Source organism: Streptococcus suis (genome assembly GCF_002964045.1).
GTDB classification, from domain to species: Bacteria; Bacillota; Bacilli; order Lactobacillales; family Streptococcaceae; genus Streptococcus; species Streptococcus suis_U.
The window spans coordinates 1-16,654 of sequence record NZ_POPB01000629.1 but is presented as its reverse complement, the minus strand read 5'-3'; the positions used below and the strand labels follow the sequence as shown (position 1 = coordinate 16,654).

The 16,654-nt window shown below is 38.8% G+C and carries 24 protein-coding genes and 1 pseudogene; 20 read left to right on the top strand and 5 right to left on the bottom strand.

Translation table 11 applies throughout. The annotated features are described in order from the left end of the window. The 3 genes and pseudogenes from tnpA to C1E99_RS13730 all read left to right on the top strand — a co-directional run. Positions 1–435 (top strand): IS200/IS605 family transposase, encoded by a 435-nt coding sequence (gene tnpA / locus C1E99_RS13740; RefSeq protein WP_105207822.1) that lies wholly within the window; start codon positions 1–3, stop codon positions 433–435. A 770-nt stretch (positions 436–1,205) separates the two neighbouring features. After that, on the top strand, positions 1,206–1,442 hold the full coding sequence (locus C1E99_RS13735) for a hypothetical protein (RefSeq protein WP_105207821.1): 237 nt from the start codon (positions 1,206–1,208) through the stop codon (positions 1,440–1,442). A gap of 82 nt (positions 1,443–1,524) precedes the next feature. Next, positions 1,525–1,692 (top strand): annotated as a pseudogene (locus C1E99_RS13730) (IS3 family transposase); the annotation flags it as partial. Positions 1,693–1,720: 28 nt separating this feature from the next. Here C1E99_RS13730 and C1E99_RS13725 read toward each other — a convergent pair. The 3 genes from C1E99_RS13725 to C1E99_RS13710 form a co-directional block, all read right to left on the bottom strand. Continuing rightward, entirely contained in the window at positions 1,721–2,908 is a 1,188-nt protein-coding gene (locus C1E99_RS13725) for a chloride channel protein (protein ID WP_161951229.1), read from the bottom strand. Beyond that, the gene (locus C1E99_RS13720; protein WP_105108043.1) at positions 2,898–3,176 is read right to left on the bottom strand and encodes a chorismate mutase; all 279 of its coding nucleotides are present in this window, start codon (positions 3,174–3,176) and stop codon (positions 2,898–2,900) included. The genes C1E99_RS13725 and C1E99_RS13720 overlap by 11 nt, the downstream gene beginning before the upstream one ends. Before the next feature lie 312 nt (positions 3,177–3,488). Continuing rightward, a complete protein-coding gene (locus tag C1E99_RS13710; RefSeq protein ID WP_105207820.1) occupies positions 3,489–3,944 on the bottom strand; it encodes a flavodoxin in 456 nt (151 codons plus the stop codon). A 94-nt stretch (positions 3,945–4,038) separates the two neighbouring features. Here C1E99_RS13710 and C1E99_RS13705 point away from each other — a divergent pair, with 94 nt between their 5' ends. The 3 genes from C1E99_RS13705 (at position 4,039) to C1E99_RS13695 (ending at position 6,360) form a co-directional block, all read left to right on the top strand. After that, positions 4,039–4,983 carry a DHH family phosphoesterase gene (locus C1E99_RS13705; protein WP_105100683.1) on the top strand — a complete coding sequence of 315 codons (945 nt, stop codon included), beginning with the start codon at positions 4,039–4,041 and terminating at the stop codon, positions 4,981–4,983. Then, a complete protein-coding gene (locus C1E99_RS13700) occupies positions 4,970–5,998 on the top strand; it encodes an FAD:protein FMN transferase (protein WP_105207819.1) in 1,029 nt (342 codons plus the stop codon). Before C1E99_RS13705 ends, C1E99_RS13700 begins: the two co-directional genes overlap by 14 nt. Positions 5,999–6,117: 119 nt before the next feature. Beyond that, entirely contained in the window at positions 6,118–6,360 is a 243-nt protein-coding gene (locus C1E99_RS13695; protein WP_012027466.1) for a type B 50S ribosomal protein L31, read from the top strand. 102 nt (positions 6,361–6,462) lie between these two features. Here the strand turns inward: C1E99_RS13695 and C1E99_RS13690 are convergent, their stop codons facing one another. Both C1E99_RS13690 and C1E99_RS15355 read right to left on the bottom strand, forming a co-directional pair. Continuing rightward, on the bottom strand, positions 6,463–7,605 hold the full coding sequence (locus C1E99_RS13690; protein ID WP_105207818.1) for a site-specific integrase: 1,143 nt from the start codon (positions 7,603–7,605) through the stop codon (positions 6,463–6,465). 591 nt (positions 7,606–8,196) lie between these two features. After that, positions 8,197–8,751, bottom strand: coding sequence for a helix-turn-helix domain-containing protein (locus C1E99_RS15355; RefSeq protein ID WP_238146258.1), 555 nt, complete (start codon positions 8,749–8,751; stop codon positions 8,197–8,199). Positions 8,752–8,908: 157 nt separating this feature from the next. Here C1E99_RS15355 and C1E99_RS13680 point away from each other — a divergent pair, with 157 nt between their 5' ends. From C1E99_RS13680 to C1E99_RS13615, 14 genes are all read left to right on the top strand, one after another. Beyond that, positions 8,909–9,097 (top strand): DNA-binding protein, encoded by a 189-nt coding sequence (locus C1E99_RS13680; protein ID WP_087013485.1) that lies wholly within the window; start codon positions 8,909–8,911, stop codon positions 9,095–9,097. A 318-nt stretch (positions 9,098–9,415) separates the two neighbouring features. Beyond that, positions 9,416–9,706, top strand: a complete 291-nt coding sequence (locus tag C1E99_RS13675) for a hypothetical protein (protein ID WP_161951228.1) — start codon at positions 9,416–9,418, stop codon at positions 9,704–9,706. Continuing rightward, a complete protein-coding gene (locus tag C1E99_RS13670) occupies positions 9,696–9,917 on the top strand; it encodes a hypothetical protein (protein WP_044765151.1) in 222 nt (73 codons plus the stop codon). Before C1E99_RS13675 ends, C1E99_RS13670 begins: the two co-directional genes overlap by 11 nt. Next, positions 9,895–10,344 (top strand): hypothetical protein, encoded by a 450-nt coding sequence (locus C1E99_RS15350; protein WP_238146257.1) that lies wholly within the window; start codon positions 9,895–9,897, stop codon positions 10,342–10,344. Before C1E99_RS13670 ends, C1E99_RS15350 begins: the two co-directional genes overlap by 23 nt. Next, positions 10,337–10,744 carry a hypothetical protein gene (locus C1E99_RS13660; protein WP_023370052.1) on the top strand — a complete coding sequence of 136 codons (408 nt, stop codon included), beginning with the start codon at positions 10,337–10,339 and terminating at the stop codon, positions 10,742–10,744. Before C1E99_RS15350 ends, C1E99_RS13660 begins: the two co-directional genes overlap by 8 nt. Positions 10,745–10,876: 132 nt before the next feature. Beyond that, on the top strand, positions 10,877–11,140 hold the full coding sequence (locus C1E99_RS13655; RefSeq protein WP_024404243.1) for a hypothetical protein: 264 nt from the start codon (positions 10,877–10,879) through the stop codon (positions 11,138–11,140). A gap of 379 nt (positions 11,141–11,519) precedes the next feature. Beyond that, a complete protein-coding gene (locus tag C1E99_RS13650; protein ID WP_238146256.1) occupies positions 11,520–11,819 on the top strand; it encodes a DNA-binding protein in 300 nt (99 codons plus the stop codon). 12 nt (positions 11,820–11,831) lie between these two features. Further along, complete coding sequence (locus C1E99_RS13645) at positions 11,832–12,275, top strand: hypothetical protein (protein ID WP_105207815.1); 444 nt, start codon at positions 11,832–11,834, stop codon at positions 12,273–12,275. 1 nt (position 12,276) lies between these two features. Next, positions 12,277–12,480, top strand: coding sequence for a hypothetical protein (locus C1E99_RS13640; RefSeq protein ID WP_105207814.1), 204 nt, complete (start codon positions 12,277–12,279; stop codon positions 12,478–12,480). A gap of 11 nt (positions 12,481–12,491) precedes the next feature. Then, positions 12,492–12,692: a hypothetical protein gene (locus C1E99_RS13635; RefSeq protein ID WP_024404247.1), complete on the top strand. Its 201-nt coding sequence runs from the start codon at positions 12,492–12,494 to the stop codon at positions 12,690–12,692. Positions 12,693–12,848: 156 nt separating this feature from the next. Next, positions 12,849–13,256 (top strand): hypothetical protein, encoded by a 408-nt coding sequence (locus C1E99_RS13630; RefSeq protein WP_238146255.1) that lies wholly within the window; start codon positions 12,849–12,851, stop codon positions 13,254–13,256. Between the two features lie 56 nt (positions 13,257–13,312). Further along, on the top strand, positions 13,313–14,803 hold the full coding sequence (locus C1E99_RS13625; RefSeq protein WP_238146254.1) for a DNA primase family protein: 1,491 nt from the start codon (positions 13,313–13,315) through the stop codon (positions 14,801–14,803). 376 nt (positions 14,804–15,179) lie between these two features. After that, on the top strand, positions 15,180–15,308 hold the full coding sequence (locus C1E99_RS15440; protein ID WP_023370066.1) for a hypothetical protein: 129 nt from the start codon (positions 15,180–15,182) through the stop codon (positions 15,306–15,308). Next, positions 15,295–15,837, top strand: coding sequence for a site-specific integrase (locus C1E99_RS13615; protein WP_024404251.1), 543 nt, complete (start codon positions 15,295–15,297; stop codon positions 15,835–15,837). The genes C1E99_RS15440 and C1E99_RS13615 overlap by 14 nt, the downstream gene beginning before the upstream one ends. Positions 15,838–16,654 lie beyond the last annotated feature (817 nt).

Genomic DNA, 16,654 nt, shown 5'->3' with positions numbered 1-16,654 from the left:
ATGTGCAAATATCACATAGTTTTCACACCTAAGTACCGGAGAAAGTCCATTTACTACAAAATTAGGCAGGACTTAATTGATATTTTCCGTCATCTATGTCAATACAAAGGCGTTGAAATCATTGAGGGACACATGATGCCAGACCATGTTCATATGCTTGTCTTGATACCTCCGAAACTTTCGATTTCCGATTTTATGGGATATTTGAAAAGCAAAAGTGCTCTAATGATATTTGATAAACATGCCAATTTAAAATATAAGTATGGAAATCGAAAGTTTAGGGCTAGAGGCTACTATGTTAGTACCGTTGGACTGAATGAAAAGACAGTTGCGAAATATATTCGCGAGCAGGAGAAAAATGACATTGCACTTGATAAATTGAGTGTCAAAGAGTATGAAGATCCATTTTCAGATGGCAGTTTTAGAACGAGATAAAAGCCCGTTGTTACGGGCATTAGTCAAGTAGTTATAGCACTAACCTGAACGAAGTTCAGCGAACGTCTTTAGACGTCGCTGGAGAGAAACGGCTTATAGCCGGTGTACAAGCCACCCGTTTTCACGGGTGGTTATGACTTTCTCGCCCCAAATTCGCTCCAAATTTTTCCATTAAATTCCTGACTTTATTAAATGACTGTTCTTGTTTTGCTTTGAATAAGTGCGAATATGATTTCTTAGGTCGTGATTATAGCCGTGAGAAGTTTTCAGGAAGTGTATCTTGTAAGACATTGTTAGAGATAAGGTTAGCACAACCGAAAAAGCATATAAAGAAATCGTTGACCTAATGGGAGGTAAAGCGCCTAAAACACTAGAAAAGTATAGATACATGAGGTATAATAACACTGAAGAATATAGGGCTATTCAAAAATTGCAGCAGATGTCAAGTGGATGAACGAGGCTAAAGCTAATGGTTCGGTTATCTATGATGAAAATATCCCAATTTTATCAACACCTAACAGTGCGATATCGCTAATAAAAGATGGAGAACTCTATTCAAGGTGATATTTTGACAAAAGAGGTAGATCTAAATTTGATTTAGATAATACTAACCATAAGAATCTGACAAATCATCCAATAGTTCCACATCAACTTAGTTGGACATGGTATAAAGCTAAAAAAACCGGGGAGTTGAAAAAAATCACGTTCGAAATATAAGTCATTAACTAAAACTCAAGAGATTTCAAATTCAGATTTGGAGGGTATCAGACATGAAAAAGACATTTTTTTCATCTTTGGATGAGTTAAAAGAGGGATTTGATTGTAATATGGAATATGACATCAAGCTAGTTGGATGTGAGTACTATATCGTTTTTTTTGGCGAGGAACGTGTCATTTCAGAACTATTCGGAGTCAATGCTATTATTGTTAAAGACTTTGACGATTTGCTAGACGCAGATTTACACGGAACAACTTTACGCCAATCATGGGATAGAGTAACGGCATAAACGCTTTTACAATTCATTGACGAATTAAATAAGAGTTTTTTTAAAGCAATATCATGAACGGTACAAGCCAAAAGAAACAGACTATAATTTGAAGAAATATAAGACCTTTGAGTAGCTGGTGTCAGATATTGATGCCTATATCTACTTTTATAATCATCAACGTTTTCAAGAAAGCAACAACGGCCTTGCCCCTCTTGAAATGAGGAACAAGGCCGTCGCCGAATCTTTTATTATTTCATTGTCCACCTGACAGGGAGCTATTCATAGGCTTTTTGTTATTACTTTCTTATCTGTTGTCCATAAATAGTCTGTTTTCTGTTTACAAGATAAGCTATGGCAAGGAAAGGAATGGCATAGGGGATTAGGTTGGCTCCAAATACCTCATACCCAATAAATATCGGAGCTAGTAAGGTGTTGGTGGCTGTTCCAAATACGGCACAATACCCAAGGGCTGCAACAAGTTCAGTAGGTAGACCAAGTAATCCAGCTAAAACAGCACCAGCACTTGCTCCAATCGCAAATAGTGGCGTGACTTCGCCCCCTTGAAAACCTGCAGCCAAACAAAGACAGGTGAGTAGGAGTTTTAGTAGCCAATCGTAATCAAACACCTGTTCCCCAGCTAAACTAACCTCAATCAAATTGGTTCCCAAACCAGCATAACGACCTTGATGGAAATAGAATAGTAGAATGCTTAGCTCGATTCCCATGATAGCAATTTTTATATAAGGATTTGGAAGCAATCTAGTTGAGATGTTTTTTGCTTGTGCCAAAAACCAGGCAAATAGATTACCGACAAATCCGAAGCAGATGGCAATCAAGGTCCATTTGAAACTATCTGTAAACTGGAATGAGGTAGTCACGATGGCATGCGAAAATTTCTCTAATCCCAAAAAATAAGAAGTAGTAGAAGCTGTGAAAGCGGCGACTAGACAATAGGGAAGACTAGTCCAAGTATATTGGCCAACGATTAATACTTCAATGGCAAAGAAACTAGCAGCCAAGGGTGTTTGAAATAGCCCTGCAAAACCTGCGGCCATACCAATCTTTGTTACCATGTCTTTGGGCAAGTCTTTGAAGCCTTGTTTTTGTAACCAGTGTGAAAGACTAGCACCAAGTTGGACAGCTACCCCCTCGCGGCCAACGGAAGCGCCAAAAAGATGACTGAGCCAAGTTGTGGAGATGATGAGCGGAACGAGAACTGGAGAAATGTGCACATTCTCCCCTTGTCCAGCTTTGAAGACTAAGCCCATACCTGCTTGGACTTCCCTCCCCCATTTTTGATAAACGAAAACAATCACCAACCCTGCAAGTGGTAGAAAGGGGATTAAATAAGTAAAGAATTCAGACCGTAAGTCACCAACCTCTAGTAGAATTTTCCCAAAGAGTGTGGTCACCAATCCTGCTATCAGTCCTATTAGAATAGAAAAGGCGAGGAATTGGGTAGCTTGCTTGACTTTACTGGTCATCTTGAGCTAATTTTGCAGCTTGATAGGCTCTCGATTGTGCCATCATATCGCTAAAGGTCGCTTGAATAGCAGAGCGGTAATCCTCCTTTTGGACGAGGTTTCCAACTCGTTCAAGGACCGCATTTTCTCGGCTGGTATCTAAAACAGGCTTACCTGTTGCTCGTTTGTAAGCTGTAACTTGGTCGACCAACTCCATACGTTGTTCTAGCAAGTCAACCAATTGGCTATCAATCGAATTTATCTGTTCGCGGATGTGTTCTAAATTCATTTTTTCCTCCTTTTTAAGAAAACCGGGAGTGGGAAAGAACTCGACTAGTCAAAAAAGAGTTCTCCTCACTTCCAAATATCTAGGTTCGGGCTAAAATAGTCCACTGGACTATTTTACTCCCATCCCCGTACAGCTCAAAAGGTTCAGTGAACCTTTTGAGGTTGGAAATGAAGCGAACTCTGTTCGCAACAGTCGTGAGGTCAGATTTGAAGTGAGAAACACGAACAAATCTGCCAATCAACCACTGCGCTGAGATGTTGACACGAACTCTGAGAAACGGCATTGAACTTTTGTTCAGGCTGGTTAAGTTAATTATTCATTTACTTTTGCAGCAAGGTCAGTTGCAAATTGCTCAAGGTTGACGATATCCTCGTCTTCAGCAGCCAGGTCTACCTTGACATTTTCAGCACCTTTGACTGCACCACGTGACCCCAACATGACATCAAAGTCATCTACTGCACTACAGAAGTCATCATAGAAGGTATCACCAGAACCGCAAACACCGTAGACCTTACCAGTCAAATCTAAGTCAGCTAGGTCAGCATAGAAATCCACAATTTCATCTGGAAGCTCACCGTCTCCACCGTAAGAATAGGTGTAGCTGGCAACGACAATAAGGTCCGCATCCAAGATTTCTTCTGTCTCAATAGTCGTACATTCGTGAACCTGTACTTCCAAACCTAACTCTTCTAGCTTACTGGCGACAATGTCAGCAATTTCTTCTGTGTTACCAGTCATACTAGCGTAAACTATTTTTGCTAGTACCATAATTTCCTCCAAATTACATAGTAATCATATTATATCACACTCCCATCATTTTCAAAAGGGGAAGTTTGTGCTAAAATGATGAAAAGGAGTTGCTATGACTATTTATAATACTATTATTGAAAAAATTCGTGAATACGACACCATTATCATTCATCGCCACCAACGACCAGATCCAGATGCGATTGGCAGTCAGGTGGGTTTGCAGAAACTCTTGCAGAAGAATTTTCCTGAAAAAACCATCAAGGTAACCGGTTTTGAGGAGCCGAACCTTGCTTGGATGGCAGGAATGGACGTAGTTGCAGATCAAGACTATCAAGGAGCCTTGGTTATCGTGACAGATACTGCCAATACGGCACGTGTGGATGATGACCGCTATACTCAGGGTGATTTCCTGATTAAAATCGATCATCACCCCAATGAAGAGCCTTATGGCGACCTGCTCTGGGTCAATACGGAAGCTAGTTCTTGTAGTGAAATGATTGCGGAATTGGCCCTTCAAAGCCAACTGGAACTAGACGCAGAAACTGCCCGTCTACTCTATGCAGGAATTGTTGGCGATACAGGACGCTTTCTCTATCCGGCAACCAGTTCACGTACCTTTGAGATTGTTGCTCGTCTCCGCCAAGAAGATTTTGACTTCGCAAGGATGTCTCGCCAGATGGATACCATTGATTTCAAGATTGCCAAGTTGACAGGTTACGTCTACGACAACTTGGAAGTGGATGAACATGGTGCGGCACGTGTTGTTTTGACACAGGATATTCTCAAAAAATACGGTGTGACCGATGCGGACACTTCCTTTATCGTAGGTGCACCAGGACGGATTGGGATGGTTCAATCTTGGGGGATTTTTGTGGAACAAACTGACGGAAACTATCGAGTACGACTACGCAGTAAGTACATTCCAATCAACGAGATTGCCAAACGCCACGATGGCGGTGGCCACCCACTAGCAAGTGGTGCTAACTCTTATTCACTCTCCGAAAATGAGAAAATATACCAAGAAATACAAGAGGTAGTGAGGAATGCAAGCAAGTAGTCGCTCCCTTCGTCTTATGGGAACCATCATTGAAACCAGAATTTGGCATCCTCAGGCAGAACCGATTTTGGACCAGGTAGAAGAGTTACTCTATCTCTACAAGGATCGGTTTTCTGCCAATGATTTGACCTCTGAATTGATGGAGGTCAATATCAATGCGGGTGTTCAGGCGGTTCCTGTTGCCGATGACCTGTATGAATTGATCAAATTGGGCAAAGAACACAGTCTGGCTCAGGGATCTTTTTTGAATATTACCATTGGCCCTCTTGTACAAAGCTGGCGGATTGGATTTAGTGATGCCAAACTTCCAACTCAAGAAATGATCAGTGAAAAACTCCAACTCATCAATCCAAGGGACATTGAATTAGATGATGAGGAGCAGACAGTCTATTTGAAAAAAGAAGGTATGGCGATTGATTTGGGTGCTCTGGCTAAAGGATATGTAGCTGATAAGATTGTCGACTTCCTTAAAAGAATAGGTGTGGAGGCTGGACTGATTAACCTGGGAGGCAATGTTCTGACCTTTGGTCAAGCTCCCCACAATCAAGATGGTTTCTGGCGAATAGGGATTCAGGATCCTCAGAAACCACGTGGTGAAAATGCCCTCGTCCTCAACATAGGAGAGGAATCGGTTGTCACCTCTGGTATTTACGAAAGAACCCTTACAGTAAACGGGAAGACTTACCACCATATTCTCAGTCCTGAAACAGGCTATCCAATCGAGTCGCAGCTAGCTAGTTTGACCATTGTGTCCAAACAATCTGTTGATGGTGAGATTTGGACGACTCGACTGTTTGGTCAAGATATACCTCATATTTATAAGATAGTGGAAGCAACAGATGGTATTGAGGCGGTGCTGATAGGGCTTGATGGTAGGATTCTTGTGACTTCGGGACTGTCTGAGAAAGTTCTTGCTGGTAAAGAAAGGATTTCTGATAGCTTGGGCAGTCCTTCAAGAGGGGGATTTGGCGCCAGAGTAACTTCTGACCTTGCTTCAGGAGCTTCCGTACTATAACTTGAAAAAATATTAAAAAAATAGGTAAAAAGACTTGCCATAAGAACAAACTTTTGGTAAACTTAAATGGTTATAATCTATGGCTCGGAAAGAGACCATGGCAGAAAGGAATTATTAAAATGAAAAAAGATATCCATCCAGAATATCGCACTGTTGTCTTCATGGACACAACTACTGGCTACAAGTTCCTTAGCGGTTCAACTAAGAAATCTAACGAAACAGTTGAATTCGAAGGTGAAACTTACCCATTGATCCGTGTGGAAATTTCATCAGATTCACACCCATTCTATACTGGACGTCAAAAGTTCACTCAAGCAGATGGACGTGTGGATCGTTTCAACAAAAAGTACGGTCTCAAATAATCAGCGTTATAAAACCGTTAGAAACGTTGATTTCAAGCCATTCCCGAGCCTTGGGAATGGTTTTCTTTTTGAAATGGTAACGGAAATGGTAACGGCTGGGCGTTACATTCCCAAAAATTGGGCAAACTTTTCAGCCGTTTTTTCTTTTGTATTTTCCGTAACATGAGCGTAAATATTCATAGTTGTTTTTATATCTTCATGCCCTAGTCTTTCCTGTACTTCTTTAATCGATGCCCCAGCTTCAAAAAGTAAGCTACAATGTGTATGGCGGAAACCGTGGGGCGTTATGTAAGGTAAGTCATATTTTTTTAGAATACAACGTAGATTATAGTTTATATAATCAAAACTATGCGCGTTGCCTGTTTCTGCTGGAAAAACTAGGTCAGTTGGTTTCACGCGCTGGGGGAAGTTTAAAAAATGTCTAGTCTTTTCCCACTTTTTCAGAATAGACACGGTAACAGGGTCAAGCGTGATAGTGCGCTTACTCTTTTTTGTTTTGGGTGTTTGATAGACAATAGTGTTATTTTCTCCGTAGGCTACTATTTGGCTAACTGATAAACGTGAGGTAAAGAAGTCTAAGTCTTTCCACCGTAGGGCAAGAACTTCGCTTTTTCTCATACCTGTAAAGGCAAGTAAGCGGAAAATACAAGCTATTTCTTCCTTGTCTTCCTTTGCTACGCAGTCTAGGAACTTTTGCAAGTCTTCACGGCTGTAAAAGTTTTCTTTTTTCTTTTCTTCTTCATCGACTTCAGAGGATTTACGGGGCTTTATTATCTTCTTCATGGGGTTATCATGAATATAGCCCATATTTACCGCAAAATCTAAAACCATCTTAGTCATACCGATAAAGTTAGCATATTTCTTGTAGCCCTTAAACCATTCTTGTGCCTGTTTTTGGCACATTGGTAGGCTTATTTTATCCACGTAGCACGCGCCAAATGCTGGAATGATATGTAGGTCTGCTTGTGCCTTTTGTCTGGCGTATGTACTGGCCTTCACGGTGTTTTTATAGTGTTCCAGCCATATCTTATAGACTTCCTCAAAGGTTATTCTATCTGGCTTGTCAAAAAATCCTTCATGATCCACTTTTAGAAGTAATTGGCTTTCAGCTATTTTGGCTTCTTTCTTAGTTTTAAAACCTCTTTTCCTTACGCGCTTTTCTTTGCCTGTAAGTGGGTCTATACCTACATAAGCAATATAAGAGTATCTAACAGAGCCGTCTTTTAGTTGGTATTGTTTAATCATTTGTTTATCCTTCCTATTGGTTTCCCCACCTAATCGAAAGAATAAAATAGTATGCGCGTGTTTATAAGTGGATTCTAATAGTGTTGCTAAGAATGAAAAAAAGTGCCTAGCAAAACTAGACACCTCACGCAAATATACACCCTCGGGCGTTATAAATGCTTTCTCCGTTTATCTAGTTTATAGTATTTGGGATTAAATATCAATTATAAAAATATGGTTGCTTACATGTTGCCGTGTGTAAGCGGGGAGAATTTGACAACAAAATAAATTATCTGATAAGATATACAAGCCCCCTGAATTTACTGAAGGGAGGTGATTTAGTTGCTAGAACTTATCCTCACAAGTATTCTAGCGCCGTTATTGGTTAATATCTTGACTGAAGTAGTTAAGTATTATTTAGACGATAACGACGACTAACCCCAAACAGGGGCAAACAAAAACCCTCAACGCTGGGCACGTTGGGGGCTTTTTTGATTTAGCGCTAGAATTGTCCTCACAACAATTCTTTACACTATGATTATACCCCCATTATAGGTTATATGTCAATCAATTTGTATATTTCCACGCGCCGACCTGCTGGGGTTGGCGTTTTTAGGTGTCTTTGTTAGCCATTTTTTGAATTAGGTCAAAAACTATTAGTCTATCTGAATTGTTTAAAGAAATATAGTTTATAAGGATATCAGCGAAATTGGTACCAAATTCCTTATCACTTTCGATAAGTTTTTGGATTATAAGTATATAAGACTGATTTACATTAGTCAGCCCCTTACCAAATTTTTCATACTTCAAAGGGTTATCTATATAGTTTTCTATTTCCGTGTATGCTTCAGAGATTTTTTCTAAAGTTTCATAGTCTGGGTAAGTTTCCGATAATTTTTCAAAGTCTATATTATTAAAAAACTCTATTACTTTTTCAAGAATATCTTCCTTGTTATATCCCAATAGGTATCCTACAGGAACACCAAAAAAATCTGCTAAAGCTTGGGCTGGCTTGGATTTTATTTCATTATTAGGGTTTTCCCAGTTTTGATAGGTTCGCAAAGTTACATCTAGTTTTAACTTGGTTTTCACTATGTTTTCAAAAAAATCTTTTTGGGAAAAATTACTTGCTTTCCGTAATTCTTTTAACCTGTTTTTAGTTTCCATGTTTTCTACCTCTCACAAAAACAAGTATAACATGAACATTTAAAAAAATAAAATTATGAACGAAAAAAATTTCATTTCCCTGTTGACAACGAAAGTTTTTTCGGTTATCATTGCTTTGTAAACGAAAGTTTTTTCGTTTAAGAAAGGAGGGATAAAAATGCTACTAACGGAAGACCATGCTAGAAAAGTACGGCGCAAGCGTGCGGACTTACAAATCGGAAAACTAGAACTTGCTAAAAAGTTGCAAATCACACCGCCCACACTTGCCAAAGTAGAGCAGGGCAACTATGACGCCCCGCGCCGTATCTATGAAAGTGTCATAAATTGGCTACTAGAAGATGTGTAATTTTCCTAACTACCTTTCACACACACTACAGGAAAACGACACAGACAAAGAAAGGAGGTAAACCATAGGCGGACTACTTTATCTAACCCTAAAAAAGACAGCTAGGCACATTCTAGCTATCTTACAATGGCTATTTACTCATGATTGACCTCCGACCAAGGGCAATCACGCGCAGAAAAAAGAACTAAAAACTATTTTAAGGGCGTACCCCTTAAAACAACGACCAACGACAAAAACAAATGATTAAACGATAATACAGGTTTCCCCACCTAATCCAAAGAATAAACACGCAGGCGCGTGCTAGAAAGGAACTACAACATGACCACACTTGAAGAACGCTACTGTATAGAGCGTAGAGCCTTTTTAGGACAACAGGCAACACGCCAAGAATTACTAGAAAGGGTTATCAGCCTAGAACTAATGCTAATGGATATGGCGGACAGTACACTAGATACAGACTTCCCAGAAATGGCAGTCACTACAACACTAGACCATATCGCAGATTTTGGCGATGAAGCTCTTTACTTACTAGAGAGCCTAGACCATGACGGCGATTATAAAGCCCTTTGGGAGCATACAAATGACACAGGGGCAGACAATGGCAAGTAAACAACTTGAAGCACTCCTAGAGCGTGCTAACAAGTCAGATGAAGAGCTAGACTATATTACCGATTATCTAGCTAGTTTGAATAATGAAGCCATAGAAACGACACTAGCAGGCAAATTTGAAGCCGTTAGCCGTTTCATATGGGAGATACAGGACTATTTACAAGAAAAACTAAAGGAGAAAACACAAAATGAGCAAGAAACAGACCTATAAAGAGTTTAAAAAATGGGTAGATGACAAGGTAAACATGGCGGAAGCTATGGGGCTAGATGAAAACGCTGAAGTTTTGCCTGATATGGTGGAACATAACGCCCAAGCATGGGTACAGATCCAAGAAATGCTAGAAGAACGTACCTTACATTATCGAGCAAAGGGCAAGAAACGGAAGAAAGCCCGTAAAAACTATACTATCAGCCGTAAAAAGTACCTAGATTTACTCAAACAACTGTATGAATTGTATGACCTAGCCGAAAAAGTAGAGGACTTTCAGCCCCTTATCCCGAAAGAAGCAGACAAAAAGGAATTTTGCGAACTATGGGTAGGCTTACAAGAAGGGCTAGGCTACTTACTTTCTGAATACAATAGCACTTTGACAGAAAAGGAGCTGGAATATATCGAGGGAGAAACGGAAGATGACTAAAACACCATTTACACAGGAACTACTACAACAAGTTTATGAAGATAATGGGCTAGTTAGCTTTGATTTACTCCTAGAACGGCTAAAAGGTTGGACGATAGAGGGAATTAAGGCACGTTTTAACCAATGGCGACACCGTGGCATTATCTCTTATAGCTTGTTGAATGATGAAATTGACGAATTTCAATTCTTAAAAACCAAACGAGAAGAAAAACAAGAAATTACCGAGGGGCGGAAGTTAAAGCTAGACGAGTATTTCAAGCAAGTTTTGGCAACGGCTGACATTATCAATAAGCCAACGGCAAGCGATACAAACCGCCTAAAGGCTATCCAGCTCCAGCAACAAGCCCTAACGGAAATCCCCGACGACATTTACAAAGAATTTTCTGAGGTTTACGCCTAGAGGGTGTTAAATTCTCAAAAAAAGGCACATTCTAGCTATTTTTTAGAATGGGTAGTAAAAAGATACCAGAAAACAAAAAAAACGCCGTATAGACGATTTTAGGCGATATATTGAACAGGAAGGAAAAAACAAATGGCAGAAGCATTGTTAAGCGAAAGCGCAAGCCTTGAACTTGTCCGCGGTGCGCTAGTTTTGGCGCGTGAAATGGCAAAGGACGAAATAGAACGGCTAAACAAAAAGCCCCTACGACAAGGGGAGGTAATGGAGTTATACGGCTTTGACCACAAATACATGAAATATTTAAAGTCATGCGGGTTAAGGTCACGACGTCAAGGGAAGTCTATCTACTATGATGTGCGAGATGTTGACGAAATACTGGAAAAGTTGAAAGAATGACAACAAAAAAAGGCTTACACCAGCGACCAAACTGACAAGCCTTCAAATGATTAAACAATAACCAAGGAAGGGCAACCCCTTGTAAGCCTTTGTTATTGCCTTAATCATACCATAAGCGCAATAAGAAGGCAAGTTAATAATATTTATTTCAAGATATTAAGATTTTCAAAATCATAAAGCACACACTAGCTAGGCTATTATTTTGGCACACACTTACAAGATAAGTTTGGGGCGGGCAACCGCTGGGGATAGTCTAGGCTAGTTCCAAAACATGTATAGTAAAAGAAAAATTGTAGACAGGTCAATACACGGAAAAAGCACGCGCCACCGCGCGAGCCAATACCAGAAATACAAGAATAAAATGTGGAAGGGGGTCAAAATGGACTTAAAAGGAAACGACAAGCGTATATATAGCCTAATCGGTGTAGGGATTGAAAAAGCCATCACGGCACGCCACATAGCACAACAAACCAACCTAGATAAAAGAACGGTTAGGGAATGTGTTAGACGGCTGATAATCAAGCATAAAATACCAATTATTGGCAACCGCAAAGGCAATCATAAAGGCTATTTTATACCAGCCAATCATAGCGAACTAATGGCAGGTATAGGAGCGCTTGAAAAACAAATCGAAGAAGAAAAGAAACGGCTTGAAGTATTGCTAGAAGCCAAGGTATAAGGAAAATCATACATGAAACAGTATTTTAAACAATTTGAAGAACGGTTACAAGTTGCAGAAGAAAAGCTAGATATTTTAAGCGATTGGCATATCGCCAAAGGTCACAAGGGAGCTACTGAAATTGCTGAAGAGTGTAGGACAGCTATTACAACACTCTGGATGGAGTTTTACAGGCTTTCAGAGGCTTATAATGAGGCTGAGGCAGGTCATGAAGAGTTTTATCAAATGAATGTAGATTATTTGTTAGGGGAGTTACGGAAACACGATAGCGAGGCACTAGAACTTGCGATAAAAGTTAACGGAAAGCGCCCCAACTATCTTTTGTTTGATTATCTGGATAAAGAACAACGGATTTTTGAAAATCCTAACAATTTAGCAACAGCGCCAACTGGGAATATTTGGCGCTATATCCGCAATCTAATTATCAAAGACCAAAAAGAACGAGGTATTTTATAAAATGCAAGAAATGACAATAGAACAAGCGTTAACACTCATTGCAATATTTACACCGCTAAACCTCTTTCTATGGTTTGGCGTTGGTTTAGGCAGTATTCAAGCCCCTAGCAAGCCTAAAAAAGTTTCTGAGGGCAAACATACCACGCAACATTTAAACGATAACTACGGGGCTTATATTTGGCTTGCAGGAAAGAAGTATAATTAGGAGTTTCAAGAATGGATATAGAAGAACAACTAAAAATTATTGCAAGAGAAGAGCCAGAACTATTTGATGTGCTTTTCGCGTTTATAACTGGAAAAATAACAAAAGAGGAAAGAGATTATTTTTTATCTTTATCAGATGAGAAAGATAGGGCTGAATGGGTAAAGCAACAAATAGCGAAACACAAGAACATAGAAAGGGAAATAGATGTATAGCATTGTGGAAGTGACTATAAAACGTGGGGAACAAACACTACTAGATTTACTAAAAGATAATCCAACACGCGCAGTAATGCAAGATAATTTTTCCGCTTTTTCTACTACTTGCCGTTTGGTGGTTATATCACACCTTTCAGCCTAAACAATATTACTTTGAAAGTATTTGAAAAAGTACCAGCCCCGAAAGGGTGGGAACTTATTAGAGATTATCCAATAAGTATCATGAAAACAAGTCTATTAGCAAAGTTAGAAGACTTTGAAAGATACACGATAGACCAGCAAAGACAAGCAAGCAGACTATACCTAGATGGCTGGATGTTTGATACTATCACAAATGGGATTTACACCAAGGAAGAAACGGCTATTTTTATCAGACAAATGTATCTACATGGCTATGATTTTGAACAAGCAGTAGATTTATTTTCTGCCATTGTGAAAAGGTCAAGCCTAGCAAGTTATTTCTTAGACATGATGAAACGGTTTTATTTTGCTGAAGATACAGGAAATACAATAGCATATATTATTAATCAGCAAAAACTAGATACAAAAATCATAAGCTAGACCATAGAAAGAAGGTGGGTAGTATTACACAGTACGGAAAACAAACAACAGGAGAAATGTCATATAATGCGCGTGATATACGGCTTAGAACGTTTAAAGGTTGGCAAGGGAAAGTATTTCAATTTGTCCAACACAAGCAGGAAGAACGCTATAGAAAGCTATTAGAAGACGGGTTAGACGATAAGCAGGCACAAGCAGAAATTAAAAAGCCTGTTCCACCTTTGATAGTTGCCCAATATATGGCGGAATTGCTGACAGTTTGCAGAATTGAAAGCGATGAGGGAACAAAACCCGTTTATTTTTATAACCCTGATGAGGGAATTTATATCAATGATAGGGAATTTTTAAAAGACTTTATAAGCATTATAGAGCCACGGCACAACGAAAAAAGGGCTAGTGATTGTATTTATCACTTAACCCGAAAAGCACCGCATATACAGGCGGAAAACGCCCCACATTTGATAATAGTTGGCAATGGTATCTACAACCGCAAGACACGGACACTAGAACCATTTACAGAAACAAGGGTATTCACTCATAAGATACAAACCAACTACAATCCACACGCCCAAAGCCCGACTATAAAGGGCTGGGAGTTTAAGGACTGGCTATTAGATTTATTTAACGGGGATAAAGAACTTTATCAGCTATCACTTCAACTACTCAATGCCGTTGTACGTGGAGAAAGTTACGCTAAAATGTTTTGGTTTGTAGGAGAAGGCGGAACAGGCAAGGGAACGTTACAAGAGTTATTTATAAACCTAATAGGACGGCAGAACATAGCAAGTATAAAGATAACGGATTTAGATGTAAATAATCGCTTTACCCTAGCCCAAGCAATCGGGAAACAAGCTATAATAGGCGATGATGTGCAAGCTGGGGCGGTTATTCGTGATACTTCTAAACTATTCAGCCTAGTTGGTGGGGATACTGTAACGGTAGAGAAAAAAGGAAAAGACGCGTATAGTACTTTTATAAAAACCGTTGTCATCCAGTCAACAAACACCCTACCAAAGATACGGGGAGACTATCACGCTATACGGCGTAGAATGGTTATTTTGCCCTTTAATAAGCACTTCAAGGGGAAACCTAACCGAGCAATCAAAAACGATTATATCACGCGCCCTAGCGTTTTAGAATACGTATTAAAAACAGTTATCGACCTAGATTTTAAGGACTTTATAGAGCCTAGCAAGTCTATAGATTTACTTGACGAATATCAGGAAGCCATTGACCCTGTTTTAGCATTTTCACAAAATCTATTTACTAATTTACATTCTACCTTTATCCCTAATGATTGGGTATGGTGGTACTTTACAGGCTTTGCAGATTATCATAATTTTCAACATAATTTCAGTAGTCAAGGTTTTCACACTCACTTTCCGCAATATTTACCCGAAGACTGGGAAAAATTGTCTTATCCTATTAGTCTACCAAGAGGGGCAGACCTTCCCAAAGGTTTCTACCCCAAGGAAGACCAGCCCCACTATTTACCCCTATATGTGCCAATCAAAGGGAAGGCGCAGAGGGGCTATAAGAAAAAATAAGTTACAACACTTACAACACTTGGCACAACACTTTTTAGAAAAAGTGTAGTGACGAAACCCCAACAGCCCCAACGCTTTACATAATATTACTACACTTACTACACTTATAATATATAAAGTAATAAAAAAGAAATATACTTTCTTGTGTATGTATATATATTATAAAAAAATTCAACGTATTCAAAAAAAGTGTAGTAAGTGTAGTAAAATCTCCAAACCCCTTGCGCCCCAAGGGTTTTCGCTACAACACTTTATAATTCTAAGTGTTGTTAAGCGTTGTAAGGTGTTGTAATTTTAATACAGAAAGAAGGTGGAATTATTGAAGCAAACCAATGTAGAGAACTTCAGAACGCGAACCGATGGAAAGAATAAGGGAATGATGGAAGGGCACGCCCAATGGTTAGAAAACTTAGAGCGTCACTATTTCCCGAATAAGTCCGCTAGTGAATATGACAATCTGAATGCGCGTGAGGAAGAAGGGAAAGAAGCTAATGAATGCAGTTGAGCCAATACGCGACAAAGACGATATTCAAGCCATGAAGGACTATCTAAGGTCATGGAATGAAAGGAACTATATACTATTTCTTGTGGGAATAAACACAGGGTTTAGAATTGGCGATATTTTAAAATTAAGAGTTAAGGACGTCCAAGGCTGGCACATTCGAGTTCGGGAACAAAAAACAGGTAAGCAGAAAACTATAAAAATGACCCGAACATTAAAGAACGAGTTAAGGAAGTATGTAGAAGGTAAACCGCCCCATCATTATCTATTTCAAAGCCGTAACGGTGTAAACAAACCACTAGACCGCCGTACAGTTTACTGGATATTAAAGACCGCTGGGAATGATTTAGGGATAGAGAATATAGGTACTCATACCATGCGGAAAACATTTGGCTATCATTATTATAAAAAGTATAAGAATGTAGCTGATTTGATGACTATATTTAATCATTCAAGCCCAGCAATCACGCTAATATACATAGGAGTTAGACAAGATGACCTAGATACTAAGATGGCTAATTTTGACATTTAAAGGTAAATATCAAGTGTTAATTAGACATAACGAAGAAAATGCTAGTAATTATTTAAGAAATAGCTGAAAGCCTTGATAGTATTGAGTTTAGAGAGTGAAACATAATTAGACAGAATATAAGATATGACTAATTAAAAATGGCGGTATTTTGCAAAATTTATAATAAAAATGATACAAATTTGATTAGAATAATTCAATAAAAGGGAGTTACAGAGTTTAAAAAAAGAATTTTTATTATAAAAATTAGAGAATGTGAAATATAGCCCCCCCTTGATTTTACTGGCTTTGTGATGGAATGGGGACCGGGAAGGGGAACCTCTTCCCTCCCTGAAGCAATCTGAAAAATTTGAACAACACCCCAAAAACGCGACTGTTTTTCTAAAATTTCTATTTTTTCAATATTGCCTCACACAATAAACTGGATCTAAAACAAACGGAACTGAAAAAGCTAGAAATACTAGCTTTTTATTTTTATTCAAAAATGATGTATAAAAATAAGGGTTTTTATTCCTTGGAATAGGTGGGGAAATCTTTATTTTGGTAACGGAAAAAGTTCCGATTGATGATAGTTGATAAGAATATATAAGAATTTAATAAAAACTTTCTTCTATTTATATATTTATCTTATTATTTAATGAAAAATGATAATAAATAAAAGGGTATAAAGTACGGTCTCAAGTAAAAAAACAGTCCTTAATGGACTGTTCAGACTGAAGACAAAGTCGTTAGAATTATATTTCTAACGGCTTTTTCATATGTAAAGTAGTATAATAGAGATAGGAATACTAGCTAATAAGCAGAGGGAGAATCGCTATGT

What these genes read in the sequence shown, in the direction of transcription:
- tnpA (WP_105207822.1), top strand. Translation starts at nt 1, where the DNA reads ATGTGCAAATATCACATAGTTTTCACACCTAAGTACCGGAGAAAGTCC.
- C1E99_RS13735 (WP_105207821.1), top strand. Translation starts at nt 1,206, where the DNA reads ATGAAAAAGACATTTTTTTCATCTTTGGATGAGTTAAAAGAGGGATTT.
- C1E99_RS13725 (WP_161951229.1), bottom strand. Translation starts at nt 2,908, where the DNA reads ATGACCAGTAAAGTCAAGCAAGCTACCCAATTCCTCGCCTTTTCTATT.
- C1E99_RS13720 (WP_105108043.1), bottom strand. Translation starts at nt 3,176, where the DNA reads ATGAATTTAGAACACATCCGCGAACAGATAAATTCGATTGATAGCCAA.
- C1E99_RS13710 (WP_105207820.1), bottom strand. Translation starts at nt 3,944, where the DNA reads ATGGTACTAGCAAAAATAGTTTACGCTAGTATGACTGGTAACACAGAA.
- C1E99_RS13705 (WP_105100683.1), top strand. Translation starts at nt 4,039, where the DNA reads ATGACTATTTATAATACTATTATTGAAAAAATTCGTGAATACGACACC.
- C1E99_RS13700 (WP_105207819.1), top strand. Translation starts at nt 4,970, where the DNA reads ATGCAAGCAAGTAGTCGCTCCCTTCGTCTTATGGGAACCATCATTGAA.
- C1E99_RS13695 (WP_012027466.1), top strand. Translation starts at nt 6,118, where the DNA reads ATGAAAAAAGATATCCATCCAGAATATCGCACTGTTGTCTTCATGGAC.
- C1E99_RS13690 (WP_105207818.1), bottom strand. Translation starts at nt 7,605, where the DNA reads ATGATTAAACAATACCAACTAAAAGACGGCTCTGTTAGATACTCTTAT.
- C1E99_RS15355 (WP_238146258.1), bottom strand. Translation starts at nt 8,751, where the DNA reads ATGGAAACTAAAAACAGGTTAAAAGAATTACGGAAAGCAAGTAATTTT.
- C1E99_RS13680 (WP_087013485.1), top strand. Translation starts at nt 8,909, where the DNA reads ATGCTACTAACGGAAGACCATGCTAGAAAAGTACGGCGCAAGCGTGCG.
- C1E99_RS13675 (WP_161951228.1), top strand. Translation starts at nt 9,416, where the DNA reads ATGACCACACTTGAAGAACGCTACTGTATAGAGCGTAGAGCCTTTTTA.
- C1E99_RS13670 (WP_044765151.1), top strand. Translation starts at nt 9,696, where the DNA reads ATGGCAAGTAAACAACTTGAAGCACTCCTAGAGCGTGCTAACAAGTCA.
- C1E99_RS15350 (WP_238146257.1), top strand. Translation starts at nt 9,895, where the DNA reads ATGAGCAAGAAACAGACCTATAAAGAGTTTAAAAAATGGGTAGATGAC.
- C1E99_RS13660 (WP_023370052.1), top strand. Translation starts at nt 10,337, where the DNA reads ATGACTAAAACACCATTTACACAGGAACTACTACAACAAGTTTATGAA.
- C1E99_RS13655 (WP_024404243.1), top strand. Translation starts at nt 10,877, where the DNA reads ATGGCAGAAGCATTGTTAAGCGAAAGCGCAAGCCTTGAACTTGTCCGC.
- C1E99_RS13650 (WP_238146256.1), top strand. Translation starts at nt 11,520, where the DNA reads ATGGACTTAAAAGGAAACGACAAGCGTATATATAGCCTAATCGGTGTA.
- C1E99_RS13645 (WP_105207815.1), top strand. Translation starts at nt 11,832, where the DNA reads ATGAAACAGTATTTTAAACAATTTGAAGAACGGTTACAAGTTGCAGAA.
- C1E99_RS13640 (WP_105207814.1), top strand. Translation starts at nt 12,277, where the DNA reads ATGCAAGAAATGACAATAGAACAAGCGTTAACACTCATTGCAATATTT.
- C1E99_RS13635 (WP_024404247.1), top strand. Translation starts at nt 12,492, where the DNA reads ATGGATATAGAAGAACAACTAAAAATTATTGCAAGAGAAGAGCCAGAA.
- C1E99_RS13625 (WP_238146254.1), top strand. Translation starts at nt 13,313, where the DNA reads ATGTCATATAATGCGCGTGATATACGGCTTAGAACGTTTAAAGGTTGG.
- C1E99_RS15440 (WP_023370066.1), top strand. Translation starts at nt 15,180, where the DNA reads ATGATGGAAGGGCACGCCCAATGGTTAGAAAACTTAGAGCGTCACTAT.
- C1E99_RS13615 (WP_024404251.1), top strand. Translation starts at nt 15,295, where the DNA reads ATGAATGCAGTTGAGCCAATACGCGACAAAGACGATATTCAAGCCATG.